General features: G+C 70.7%; 10 protein-coding genes. 5 read left to right on the forward strand and 5 right to left on the reverse strand.

All coding sequences use genetic code 11. From position 1 onward, the window contains the following. Positions 1–96: 96 nt before the first annotated feature. Positions 97–1,269, reverse strand: coding sequence for an A/G-specific adenine glycosylase (locus tag V5740_RS07940; RefSeq protein WP_347301963.1), 1,173 nt, complete (start codon positions 1,267–1,269; stop codon positions 97–99). 14 nt (positions 1,270–1,283) lie between these two features. Here V5740_RS07940 and V5740_RS07945 point away from each other — a divergent pair, with 14 nt between their 5' ends. The 4 genes from V5740_RS07945 to smc are packed head-to-tail and all read left to right on the forward strand — an operon-like array spanning position 1,284 to position 6,735. Beyond that, a complete protein-coding gene (locus tag V5740_RS07945) occupies positions 1,284–1,847 on the forward strand; it encodes a DUF721 domain-containing protein (protein ID WP_347301964.1) in 564 nt (187 codons plus the stop codon). Next, positions 1,844–2,524: a thioredoxin domain-containing protein gene (locus V5740_RS07950; RefSeq protein WP_347301965.1), complete on the forward strand. Its 681-nt coding sequence runs from the start codon at positions 1,844–1,846 to the stop codon at positions 2,522–2,524. Before V5740_RS07945 ends, V5740_RS07950 begins: the two co-directional genes overlap by 4 nt. A 28-nt stretch (positions 2,525–2,552) precedes the next feature. Then, complete coding sequence (locus tag V5740_RS07955; protein ID WP_347301966.1) at positions 2,553–3,299, forward strand: thioredoxin domain-containing protein; 747 nt, start codon at positions 2,553–2,555, stop codon at positions 3,297–3,299. Positions 3,300–3,306: 7 nt separating this feature from the next. After that, a complete protein-coding gene (smc, locus tag V5740_RS07960) occupies positions 3,307–6,735 on the forward strand; it encodes a chromosome segregation protein SMC (RefSeq protein ID WP_347301967.1) in 3,429 nt (1,142 codons plus the stop codon). A 6-nt stretch (positions 6,736–6,741) separates the two neighbouring features. On the opposite strand, the gene V5740_RS07965 is transcribed toward smc, so the two are convergent. The 4 genes from V5740_RS07965 to V5740_RS07980 form a co-directional block, all read right to left on the reverse strand. After that, positions 6,742–7,278 carry a PilZ domain-containing protein gene (locus tag V5740_RS07965; protein ID WP_347301968.1) on the reverse strand — a complete coding sequence of 179 codons (537 nt, stop codon included), beginning with the start codon at positions 7,276–7,278 and terminating at the stop codon, positions 6,742–6,744. Between the two features lie 111 nt (positions 7,279–7,389). Then, positions 7,390–8,760, reverse strand: coding sequence for a glutamate--cysteine ligase (locus V5740_RS07970; protein ID WP_347301969.1), 1,371 nt, complete (start codon positions 8,758–8,760; stop codon positions 7,390–7,392). A gap of 47 nt (positions 8,761–8,807) precedes the next feature. Next, entirely contained in the window at positions 8,808–9,554 is a 747-nt protein-coding gene (locus tag V5740_RS07975) for a 16S rRNA (uracil(1498)-N(3))-methyltransferase (protein WP_347304472.1), read from the reverse strand. 11 nt (positions 9,555–9,565) lie between these two features. Beyond that, positions 9,566–10,951, reverse strand: a complete 1,386-nt coding sequence (locus V5740_RS07980) for a M20/M25/M40 family metallo-hydrolase (RefSeq protein ID WP_347301970.1) — start codon at positions 10,949–10,951, stop codon at positions 9,566–9,568. Positions 10,952–11,053: 102 nt separating this feature from the next. Between V5740_RS07980 and ubiA the strand changes: the two genes are divergently transcribed. Next, entirely contained in the window at positions 11,054–11,959 is a 906-nt protein-coding gene (gene ubiA / locus V5740_RS07985) for a 4-hydroxybenzoate octaprenyltransferase (protein WP_347301971.1), read from the forward strand. Positions 11,960–12,073: the final 114 nt, after the last annotated feature.

A 12,073-nucleotide genomic window follows, 5' to 3' on the forward strand; every position in this document is an offset into this window, starting at 1 on the left:
GCAAGCTTGCGCAACCGATGTGTCTTGCCTACATAACACACCATGAACGTCCTCGCTTTCCTGATCGGCCTGTTCGCTTTCGCGCTGGCGATCCCGTCAACCATCCCCTTCCTCGGCTGGGGCAACTGGTTCGTGCTGCCCATCGCGCTGACCGGCGCGGTCGTTGGAGCGCTGTCGTCGAGGAACGGCGGACGCAATTTCTGCCTGATCGTGTTCGTGCTGGCGACCATCCGCCTGATGCTGGGCGGCGGCATCTTCTAGGCCGAGCAGCGCCGCCTTGCGGAACAGGGTCGGCAGGCCGGCCCCCTCCACCTCGGCCAGCGGCACCCACTCGCCTGCGGGCTGCGCGGTACCGATCGCCAGCGCGCGGACGGACAGGTCGAGATCGAAATGGGTGAAGCCGTGGCGCACCACGCCCAGCCTGCGCCACGCGCCCGGCACCGGCGGCAGGCCTGACCCGTCCGCCCGCGCGCTCCATCCATCATCCGGCAGTGCGCGCATCCCGCCCAGCATGCCCGTGCCGGCTCGCTGCACCAGCAGCACCCGGCCGTCGCGTTCGATCCACCAGGCGATACCGCTGCGCTGCGGCTTGACCTTCTTCGGCGCCCTGACCGGCAGCTCCTCCTGCCGCCCCGCGGCGCGCGCCAGGCATGCGTCGGCGAGCGGGCAGAGCAGGCAGCGCGGGTTCCGCGGCAGGCAGATCGTGGCACCCAGATCCATCATGCCTTGCGCGAAATCGCCAGCGCGCCGGTCCGGGGTCATCCGGTCGGTCGCCGCGCGGATCGCCGGCCGCGCCTGCGGCAATGGGGTGTCGATGATTTGCAGTCGGCTGACGACCCGCTCCACATTGGCGTCGACCACCACGGCCCGACGGCCAAAGACGATCGCCGCGATGGCGGCGGCGGTGTAGTCACCGATGCCGGGCAGTTCGCGCAGGCCCGTCTCCGTATCCGGGAAGCCGCCGCGCGCCGCCACGACCTTGGCACAGGCGTGCAGGTTGCGGGCGCGCGAGTAATAGCCCAGCCCGGCCCACTCCGCCATCACCGCCTCCGCCGGGGCGGTGGCGAGCGCGGCGACGTCGGGCCAGCGGTTCGTGAAGCGTTCGAAAAAGGGGCGCACCGCCGCCACGGTGGTCTGCTGCAGCATGACTTCCGACAGCCAGACGCGGTACGGATCGACCTTCCCGGCCGACCCGGGCGGCACGCGCCAGGGCAGCGTGCGGGCGTGGCTATCATACCAGCGGAGCAATGCGGCGGCCCTATCATCCATGCCGCGCCTATGGCATGGCGACGGGCGTGACGGAACGCAAAGCCACCCCCCGCAAATCTTCTACCGGCAAGCAACCGGAACGCCCGCGCGGCGGCCCCGCGCGTGCCGTCGCCGACCTGGTGCCGCAGATCGGCCGCGCCGCGTTCCGCCGCTTCGGCTTCGTGCAGGCGAGCGTCGTCACTCGCTGGCCGGAGATCGTGGGCGAACGCCATGCGCGTGTCTGCCGCCCCGAATCGATCCGCTTCCCGGTTGGCGAAAAGAGCGAGGGCGTGCTGCAATTGGTAGTGGTGCCGGCGCATGCGCCGATCATCCAGCATCTGGTGCCCGAGATCGTGGAACGGGTGAACCGCTTCTTCGGCTATCGCGCGGTCGCCCGCGTGAAACTGCGGCAAGGTGCGATTCCTGCTTCCGCCACGCCGGCCGCGACGGGCCGTACCGCGCCCCCGTCGCTGAAGCCGATTCCGGCGGACATGGGCGATACCTTGCGCGACGTGGCCGATCCTGAATTGCGCACCGTGCTGGAAAGTCTCGCCCGCAGCCTGGGTGCGCAGGCCGAATCGAAGGGTACGGTGCGATGACCCGCCGACTGGCGCTGGCCGCGCTGCTGCCTGCGGCGATGGCGATCGTGGCGGCGGCGGGCAACTGGCTGGCCACCGTCAGTCCGCAGGCAGGCGGTCACACCATCGGCAATCCGGCGGCGCCGGTCACGTTGACCGAATATGTCAGCTACACCTGCCCACATTGCGCCGCCTTCACCCGGGCGGCGGAAACGCCCCTCGCCGCCGGCTATGTCACGCCCGGCCGGCTGAAGGTGGAGGTACGCCACCTGCTGCGCGACCCTGTGGATCTGGCGGTGGCGCTGCTGGTCAATTGCGGGCCGGCGGCGAAGTACCCGCAGAACCATGCCGCCTTCATGCTGGCGCAGCCGCAATGGCTGCCGCGTGCCACCGCTGCCAGTGCGGCGCAGCGGGCGCGGTGGACCAGCGGCGACAATGGGGCGCGCCGCCGGGCGATCGCCGGCGACGTCGGCCTGTATACCATTGCCGAGCGGCGCGGCTATTCACGCGTGGCGGCCGATCGGTGCCTGGCGGACGAGGCGGTCGCCACGCGCCTCGCCGCGCAATCGGAAGCAGGATGGAAGGTGCCCGGCGTCACCGGCACGCCCGCCTTCGCGCTGAACGGCACGGTGCTGGCCGGCACACATGACTGGGCGCTACTGGAACCGCAGCTGCGCGCGCGCTATCGCGCGAATTGATCTCCCTTACTCCGCCCAAGGATCTGCGATGACGACCACCCGTACCCTGACCATGCTGGCCCCGCTCGCCATGTTGCTGGCCGCCTGCGGCTCCAACACCGGTGACACGCCCGCCGCGCTGCCCAGCGGCGATGCGATCGCGGCGGTGCCCGCGCCTACCGGGCAGAGCTGGACGGAGACGGCGACCGCCACGCCCGAAGGCGGCTTCATGGTCGGCAATCCGAACGCGCCGCTGAAGCTGGTCGAGTTCGCCAGCCACACCTGCTCGCATTGCGCGGATTTCGCGGCGGAGGCAGCCGCTCCGATGGAGGAATACATCGCCAGCGGCCGCGTCAGTTACGAGATCCGCAACCAGATCCATGACGGCCTCGACCTCACCATCGCGGTGCTGGCACGCTGCGGCGGCGACCCGGCAAGCTTCCACCCGCTGGCGAATCAGGCGTGGGGCAACTTCGCCGAGATCTTCGCCAACGCACAGGCGAACGAGGCGGCAGTGACCGCAGCGATGCAGTCCACTGGCCCCGACCGGCTGCAGCGGGTGGCGGAAAGCGCCGGCCTGCTGGACTTCTTCGCCGCGCGCGGCATCGCCCGGGATCAGGCGGTGCAGTGCCTCGCCAACGAGCAGTTGGTGCAGCAGATCGTCCAGAACTCCCAGGAACAGTCGGATCGGCTGGGCGTGACCGGCACGCCGACCTTCTTCCTGAACGGCGCGCGGGTCGATGGCACCATGTGGGAAGGCGTCAACGCCGCCCTGCAGCGCGCGGGCGCCCGCTGACGCAGCCATGCTGATCCGCCGGCTGAAGCTCAGCGGGTTCAAGAGCTTCGTCGAGCCGGCGGAGCTGGTGATCGAGCCGGGGCTGACGGGTGTCGTCGGCCCCAATGGCTGCGGCAAGTCCAACCTGCTGGAAGCGATCCGCTGGGTCATGGGCGAGAACTCGCCCAAATCCATGCGTAGCGGCGGCATGGAGGACGTGATCTTCGCGGGCACCGCGCAGCGCCCGCCTCGCGATTTCGCGGAGGTGGTGCTGCAGGCACAGGCCACCGATGGCGAACCGCTGGAGGTGACGCGCCGGATCGAGCGCGGCGCGGGCAGCGCCTACCGCGTCAACGGCCGCGACGTACGGGCGAAGGACGTGGCGCTGGTCTTCGCCGATGCGGCGACCGGCGCGCATTCGCCCGCCCTTGTCAGCCAGGGGCGGATCGCGGCGATCATCGCCGCCAAGCCCGCCGAACGGCGCATGATGCTGGAGGAGGCGGCGGGGATCGCCGGCCTGCATGTCCGTCGCCGCGACGCGGAGAACCGGTTGCGGCAGACCGAGACCAACCTGGCCCGGCTGCAGGACCTGCTCGCCGGGCTCGATACTCGCATCGGGGCGCTGCGCCGGCAGGCGCGACAGGCGGAGCGTTACCGCACCCTGAGCGAGGCGATCCGGGTGGCCGAGGCGCGGCTGCTGTTCGCCCGCTGGCGCGATGCGTCCGCCGCGGCGGACGGCGCGCGCAGGGAGGCCGCCGCGGCCGAGATCGCCGCGACGGAGGCTCAGCAGGCGCTGAACGCGGCACAAGTGCTACAGCGCAAGCATGCCGAGCAACTCGCCACCGCGCGGGAGGAGGTCGCGGACCGGCGCGACGATGCCGGAGCGCACGGCCACCGCATGGCCGCGCTCGCCAGCCAGCTGGAAGCGGCGGAGCAGCGGGTGGCCGATCTCGATCGACAGCATGCCCGACTGGAGGAGGATCGCGGCGATGCCGACCGACTGACCCGCGATGCCGCCGCGGCGCTGACCCGGCTGGAGGCGGACCTCGCCACCGCGCAGGAGCTGCTGGCCGCGCAGGAAGCGGACCGCCCGGCCATCGCACGCGCGGTCGAGCAGGCGGAAGCCGCGGCCCGCACCGCCGAACTGGCGCAGGCGCAGGCGCTGGCCGATCACGCCGGAGTCGAGGCCGAGTGGCGCGTGGCGGAAGCTGCGCTGGCGCAAGCGCGCGCGCGGCTAGACCGGCTGGACGGAGAAGCGCAGCGGCTCGCGTCGCACCGCGCGGCCTTGCCGTCGGAGGCGGACGAGGCAGCGGCGCTGGCCGCGGCGCTCCACGCCGTGGCACAGGCTGCCGACCTGCTGGCGGAGCGACGGCAGATCCTGTCGGACATGCAGACGCGCAAGGACACGCTGCGCCAGCAGGGCGATGCCGCCGCTGCCGCGCTGTCCGCCGCCCGCGCCGATCTCGCCGGGGTTGAGCGGGAGTGGCAGGCGCTGCAGCGCGACCGGGAGGCGCGGGCGAAGCAGGCGGCGAAGGCTGCCGGTGGCCGGGCCACCGCGCTGGACCGGGTGCGCGCGGCACCCGGCTACGAACGGGCGCTGGCCGCCGTGCTGGGGCGCGATGCGCGTGCCTTGCTGGGTGCGGCGGATGCGGGCGAAGGGCGTTTCTGGACCGGTGCGGAGGCGCCGCCGCAACTTGCCGGTAGCCTGTTGGCGCATGTGCCGGACGCACCGGCGGAACTCGCGGCGCGGCTGGCGCTGGTGCATGTCACGGATGATGATGACGGGCGCACGCTGCGGCCCGGCGAATGGCTGGTGACGCTGGCGGGCACTCTGCGTCGATGGGATGGCTTCATCGCCCGCGGCGAAGGCGCGGCGGAGGCGGCAAGGCTGGAGGCGGAGAACCGCTGGGCGGAACTCGACGCCGCATTGCCTCCGTTGCGGGCAGCCGCCGACCGGGCCGAGGCCGAGCAGCGCCGGACGGCGGAGGAGTTGTCCGGGTTGCAGCGGACGTTGATCGGCGCCGAACGCGCCGTTGGCGAAGCGGCGGAAGCGGAACGAACGGCATTACGCCGGCGCGACCAGGCGGAGGCGGCGCGCGAACGGTCCGCCGGGCGCCTTGCCGAGCTGGCGCGTGCGGATGAGGAACTGGCCGGGCAGCGCGAGCAGGCCGGGCGCGAGCTCTCCACCGTCGAAGCGACAAGGGCCGCCCTGCCCGATCCCGCAACCGGGCGTGCCGCATTGGATGCCGCACGCAGCCGCTATGATGCGGCGCGTTCCGGACTACAGACCGCCAGCGCCGCCCTCGCCGCACATGACCAGGGCCTCGCCATCCGGCGGGAGCGGGTCGCGGCGGGGCGCGCCGACATACGCGGGTGGCAGGCACGCGCGGGCGATGCGGCCAAGCGGCTGGCGGGCATGGATCGGCGCTTTGCCGAGATCGCGGAGGAGCGGTCGGTGATCGCCGCCAAGCCTCCCGCGCTGGCGCGCGAAATCGCCGCGGGAGAGGAGGTGCGCACCCGGCTGGCGACGGCCTTGGGCCAGGCGGAAGCCGCATTGGCACAGGCGACCCTTGCCGCCGCGGCAACAGACAAGGCGCTCACCACTGCGAACGACGCGCTGCTCGCCACGCGGGAGGCGCGCGCCGGTGCGGCGGCGCGGGCGGAAGGCGCGGACGCGCGCCGGGTGGAACTGGCGGCGAATGCCGGCGAGCGCTTCGGCTGCCCGCCGCCGCTGCTGACCGAACGCTTCGCCTTCGCGCCCGCCGATGTCGGCGCGGCGGAGGCGCAGGCATCGGAGCTGGACCGGCTGAGCGCGGAGCGGGAGCGGATCGGACCGGTCAACCTGGTGGCGGCGGACGAATTGGCAGCGGCGGAAGCCGAACAGGGGACCGGCGCGGCGGAGCAGGCCGAATTGCTGGAGGCGGTCAATCGCCTGCGCGGCTCTATCGGCAGCCTCAATCGCGAAGGGCGGGAGCGGCTGCGCGCCGCGTTCGAGCAGGTGGACGAGCATTTCCGCCGACTGTTCGCGCAATTGTTCCAGGGTGGGCAGGCCAACCTGGCGCTGATCGATGCCGACGACCCGCTGGAGGCGGGGCTGGAGATCTATGCCCAGCCACCCGGCAAGCGGCTGCAATCGCTGACGCTGCTGTCCGGCGGGGAACAGGCGCTGACCGCAGTTGCGCTGATCTTCGCACTGTTCCTGACCAATCCTGCGCCGATCTGCGTGCTGGACGAGGTCGATGCCCCGCTGGACGATGCAAATATCGACCGGTTCTGCGACCTGCTGGACGCGATGGTGCGCGAAACCGCGACCCGTTACCTGATCGTCACGCACAATGCCGTCACCATGAGCCGGATGCACCGGCTGTTCGGCGTGACCATGGTGGAACAGGGCGTCAGCCGCCTGGTCAGCGTCGACCTGGTCGCGGCAGGGGAATTGCTGCTGGCGGCGGAATAGCCCACTTCAGATCAGGGCCACCAGCACACCGCCGATCGCAACCCAGGGCAACACGGCGGAGGCGCCGATGAACAGCAGGCGGCGGCGCAATGACCATTTCTCCTGCGCGCCGGTTTCGGCGTCCAGCATCCAATCGGGATCGGCCACGTCGATCGTCGGCGTCGGTGCCGGCGGAGTATCGGGCAGCAGCGGCAGGCCGCGTTCCTCCGCCATCTGGCGGATCTCGCTGCGCAGGCGCGCGGCGCTGAGATCGGCGCGGGTCAGCGGTTCGGCAAAGGTGCAGCCCGCCAGCACGCCGCTGCGCCAGACCACTTCGGCACGCCTTGTGCCGCCATGCGGCAGCGCCACGTCCAGCAGGCCTGGCACCTCGCCTTCGTCGGTCAGCTGCGCCAGAAAGCCGGTGGCGGATAGGTTCTGGATGGCGGCGGGTATCACCCGCCCGCTGTCGCCGGCGGTCAGCGTGACACCCAGCCACAGGCCGGTGCGCGGTCTGGCGCGGCGATCGGCGTTTTCGCCAGCATGCAGATCGGGCAGGCTTGCCATGCGTCTTCTCCGGCTTCGCGGGCCCACTGGAGCGGACCGTCATAGCCAGAGGGACTAGCGCCTCGTCGGTAAAGAAATGGTGACGCGCACCCTACGTGGCGCGGGCAGGCGTCAGAAGCTGTCCTCGTACACGCGGGCGATATCGCCGGCCCATTCGCCATGGAACCGGTCGAGCAGCCGTTGCGCGGGCACCTTGCCGCTGCTGACTATCTCCTCCAGCGGCTCAAGGAAGCCGGCCTCGCTGTCGCCACTGGCGTTCAGGCGACCTCGCGCCACCAGCCCGCTCCGGGCGATCGGCAGCACTTCGCGCGCGAGCTCCTGCAGGCGGCGTCCGCCCGGTATTGGTGCGTCGAGACCCAGCCGCGGCACGGCGGTGCGCAGCGCCTCCCGCTCCTCCATCGACCAGTGCCTGACGAGGTCCCATGCGGCATCGAGCGCCGCACCGTCGTACAGGAGGCCGACCCACAAGGCAGGTAGCGCGCAGATGCGGTTCCAGGGGCCGCCATCGGCGCCGCGCATCTCCAGGAAGCTCTTCAACCGCACCTCCGGGAAGGCGGTGCTGAGATGGTCCCACCAATCGCTGGCTGTCGGCTTCTCCCCCGGCAGTGCGGGCAGGCGGCCATCGAGAAAATCACGGAAGCTCTGCCCGGCGGCATCGATGTAGCGCCCGTCGCGGAACACGAAATACATCGGCACATCGAGCATGTAGTCGACATAGCGTTCGTAGCCGAAGCCCTCGTCGAACACGAAGGGGATCATGCCGGTGCGGTGCGGATCGGTGTCCGACCAGATATGGCTACGATACGACAGGAAGCCGTTTGGCTTGCCTTCGGTGAACGGCGAGTTGGCGAACAGCGCCGTCGCCAGCGGCTGCAATGCCAGCGAAGTGCGGAACTTCTTCGCCATGTCAGCTTCCGACCCATAATCCAGGTTCACCTGGATGGTGCAGGTGCGCAGCATCATGTCGAGGCCCAGCGTGCCCACGCGCGGCATGTGACGCAACATGATCTCGTACCGGCCCTTGGGCATGATCGGCAGTTCGCCCCGCCGCTTGTCGGGCCACATGCCGAGGCCGAGGAAGGCAGTGCCGGTCTCCTGCCCGATGGCCTTCACCTGCGTGAGGTGGCGGCCGGTCTCGGCACAGGTCTGGTGCAGGTTCTCCAGCGGAGCGCCCGACAATTCGAGCTGACCCGCCGGCTCCAGGCTGACGGTGCCGTCCGGCCCGCCCATGGCGATGACCTTCCCGTTCTCCTCGATCGGAGTCCAGCCGAAGCGTTGCAGCGCCAGCAGCAGGTCGCGAATGCCGCCCGGCTCGTCATAGGAGGGGGCATGATGGTCGGCCGTGGCGTAGACCAGCTTCTCGTGCTCGGTGCCGATCCGCCACGCCTCGCACGGCTTCTCCCCGCGCTGCATGGGGGCGACCAGATCGTCGCGGCTTTCAATGACCGGTTCGGCCGCATCGGTCGCGGTGCGCGTGCTCATGCGCGGGCCGTTAATGGCAAGGCCACACGCGCGCCAGCGCTAAAGCATCAGGACCAGTCCCCCGCCACACCCATCCACAGCGCGGTAGCAGCGATCGCGGCGGTTTCGCCGCGCAGGATGCGCGGGCCGAGCGTGATCGGCCGGGCCTGCGGATGGGCGCGGATCAGCGCGCGTTCCGCATCGTCCCAGCCGCCTTCCGGGCCGGTCAGCAACGCGGCCGGACCGGGTTCACCGGCGAAGCTGGCGCGAGCCGGCTCGCCCCCGGCCTCGTCCGCGAAGAACAGCCTGCGGTTGGCCGGCCAGTCACGCAGCAGTGAATCCAGCTTCGTGACCGGGGTGAGGTCGGGCAGCGCGGTGCGCGCGCATTGCTCCGCCGCCTCCACGATGTGCGCCCGGGCACGATCAGGATTCAGGCGATCGGCAACGCAGCGGCGCGCCAGCACGGGCACGATGCGCGCAGCACCCAATTCCGTGCCTTTTTCCAGCAACAGATCGAACCTGTCCTTCTTCAGCAGGGCGGCGCACAGCCAAAAATCCGGCACGGCCTCGCGCTCGCGCAATCGATGCTGCGGGGTCAGAACCAGCGCTTTCTTGCCCGTGTCCGTTACCTGAGCCGCCCATTCGCCGGTCTGATCGTCGCACAGGATCACGGTGTCGCCCACGCCCACGCGCATGACCCGCAGAAGGTAATGCGCCTGCGCCTCCGCAATGGACACGGGCGCCTCTTGGGACAGCGTGTCGGGGACGAACAGGCGCGGGGCGCTGCGCGGGGGCCAGGCGGGGGTGGCGGGCACGAACGATCCGGTCATCGCGCGATGGTGGTCAGCACCTTGCGCCATTGCTGCACGCCGGGGTCGAGCGTCGCCAGCGGCAGCCGTTCGTTGAGGCCGTGGGCGAAGCCATCCTCCGCCCGGATGAAGGTGGCACCGACGCCCAGCGCCGGGATGTCCTGTGCTCGGAAGTGCATCGAATCGGTTGCGCCCGCGCTCATTCCGGGAACCACCGGCAGGCCCGGCGCACGCTCCTCCACCGCGGCGCGGATCGCCGCCATGATCTCCGGCTGCAAGGGCGACTCGATCGATTCCAGCGTGCCGTTGTCGATGAATTCGATGGCGATTGCCGGATTGCCGATCACCTGCGTCAGCGTCGCCATGACCTCCGCCCGGCTGGTGCCGGGAAAGATACGGCAATTGACGTTCGCCCGAATTGATTGCGGCAACGCATTGGGGGCATGGCCACCCTCGACCATGGTCGGCACGCAGGTGGTACGCACCTGGCCGACATATTCCGGCCGGGCGGACAGGGTGGCGATCGCGGCCTGGTCCGCCGGGTCGGCGGCATAGGCCTGCATCGCAGCGGCGATCTCGGGCGAGGCGGTGGCCGCGGTGCCTTCGAAATAGGCCTTGGTCAGCGGGCTCAGCTTCGGCGGGAACTGGTAGGCGCCGATGGCGGACAGCGCCGCGCTCATGTCGACGATGGGGTTGGTGTCGTCAGGCCGGCTGGAATGGCCGCCCGCATCGGTCAGCGTCAGGCGGTAATCGGCGTAGGTCTTCTCGCCCGCCTGCACCGTATAGACGAAGGGCTTGCCGTCGGCATCAAGCTGCCCGCCGCCGGAATCCGCATTGAGCACCAGCGCCGCGTTCGCGAATGCCTTTGCCGCCGCGGCTGTAGTGCGCATCTGCGTCTCCTCGTCGCCGGTGAACAGCAGCACGATGTCGCGCGCCGGAATCCAGCCTTCGCGCTTCAGCCCCATCAGGGCGGCCATGACCATGGACAGGTCGGCCTTGTTGTCGAGCGCGCCGCGCCCGAATACAAAGCCATCCTCCACCACTGCGGTGAACGGGTCACGCTCCCAATCCTCCGCCCGCGCTTCGACCACGTCCATGTGGGCCAGCACCACGATCGGCCCCGCGCTGCGGTCACGCCCGGAGTAGCGGGCGGTGAGGTAGCCAGTCTCCCCCAGCGGGACGAAGGAGACGTCGTCCTGGGCGAAGCCGGACTGGACCAGCCGGTCGGTCAGCAGCGCCGCCAGCCGCGGCACCTCCCCCCGGCCGGCGACGGTGGGCACCTCGATCGCCTCCGTCAGGATCGCCAGCGCCTCCTGCCCGGCGGTGGTCGCCGGCACGTCCTGCGCCTGCGCGGTCACGGCAGCGCAGAGCAGAGCGGGGGCGGCAAGCAGGGTGAGGCGCATTTTAGTTCCCGGACCTTGGAGGGGACGATGCTTGTCGCGCCCTGCCCGGCGGCGCGCAAGCCCGCACTTCCGGCAGCGGCCCGCTTGCTCTAGGTGCCAGCCATGGCCCCGACCATCCTGACCCCCGACAGCCAGCATCGCGGGCTGGTCGCCCGCCTGCCGCAGCGCCCCCGCGACCTGGCGCTGCTGGCGCGGTTCGATCGGCCGATCGGCTGGTGGCTGCTGTTCTGGCCATGCGCCTGGGGCGTGTGGCTGACCGGCACGGGGTTGCAGGCGGAGCTGGTGTTGTGGCTGCTGCTGGGGGCGATCGCCATGCGCGGTGCGGGCTGCGTGTACAACGACATCGTCGATGCCGATCTGGACCGGCAGGTAGCGCGCACCGCAGCGAGGCCGATCGCCAGCGGCCGGGTCAGCGTGAAGGCGGCCTGGGTGTGGCTGGTGGCGTTGTGCCTGGTCGGGCTGCTGGTGCTGTTCCAGCTGCGCTGGCAGGCGCAGCTGGTGGCGCTGGGCAGCCTTTTCCTGGTCGCCGCCTACCCCTTCATGAAGCGGATCACCGGCTGGCCGCAGGCGTGGCTGGGGCTGGTGTTCACCTGGGGCGTGCCCGTCGGCTGGGTGGCGCTGCGCGGCGACCGGCCGGAGGTGCTGGCGGCGCTGTATCTCGGCAGCATCTTCTGGTGCATCGGCTATGACACGATCTACGCGCTGCAGGACCGGGAGGATGATGCGCTGGTCGGCATCCGATCGAGCGCGCTGACGCTAGGGCCCCGGGTCCGCGCGGGCGTGTGGACCTGCTACTCCCTTGCGATCTCCGGCTGGGGCGCAGCGTTCTGGCTGCTGCGAGGCGATCCGCTGGCATTGCTGGCGATCGCGCCGGCGGCGGCGCACCTGGCATGGCAGGCGGCGACCTTGCAGGCCGACGACCCGGTCAACCCGCTGGCCCGTTTCCGATCAAATCGCTTCGCCGGCCTGCTGGTTGCGTCCGGGTGCCTGGTAGTCGGCAACGCCTGACGGCCAGAGCCAAGCCGCCCCCTTCAGACAATAACACGGTCCACTTCTCCCCGTCCTTGCGACAGGCGGTCGCGGCCATGCGTTACCCCCGATGTCTGCTGGAAGACAAACTTC

Origin of the sequence: Croceibacterium sp. TMG7-5b_MA50 (assembly GCF_039830145.1) — a bacterium.
GTDB lineage: Bacteria > Pseudomonadota > Alphaproteobacteria > Sphingomonadales > Sphingomonadaceae > Croceibacterium.

Excerpts from the sequence above, each read along its gene's own strand:
- ubiA (WP_347301971.1), top strand. The coding sequence starts at position 11,054 with ATGGCCCCGACCATCCTGACCCCCGACAGCCAGCATCGCGGGCTGGTC.
- V5740_RS07940 (WP_347301963.1), bottom strand. The coding sequence starts at position 1,269 with ATGGATGATAGGGCCGCCGCATTGCTCCGCTGGTATGATAGCCACGCC.
- smc (WP_347301967.1), top strand. The coding sequence starts at position 3,307 with ATGCTGATCCGCCGGCTGAAGCTCAGCGGGTTCAAGAGCTTCGTCGAG.
- V5740_RS07955 (WP_347301966.1), top strand. The coding sequence starts at position 2,553 with ATGACGACCACCCGTACCCTGACCATGCTGGCCCCGCTCGCCATGTTG.
- V5740_RS07945 (WP_347301964.1), top strand. The coding sequence starts at position 1,284 with ATGGCGACGGGCGTGACGGAACGCAAAGCCACCCCCCGCAAATCTTCT.
- V5740_RS07950 (WP_347301965.1), top strand. The coding sequence starts at position 1,844 with ATGACCCGCCGACTGGCGCTGGCCGCGCTGCTGCCTGCGGCGATGGCG.
- V5740_RS07965 (WP_347301968.1), bottom strand. The coding sequence starts at position 7,278 with ATGGCAAGCCTGCCCGATCTGCATGCTGGCGAAAACGCCGATCGCCGC.
- V5740_RS07970 (WP_347301969.1), bottom strand. The coding sequence starts at position 8,760 with ATGAGCACGCGCACCGCGACCGATGCGGCCGAACCGGTCATTGAAAGC.
- V5740_RS07980 (WP_347301970.1), bottom strand. The coding sequence starts at position 10,951 with ATGCGCCTCACCCTGCTTGCCGCCCCCGCTCTGCTCTGCGCTGCCGTG.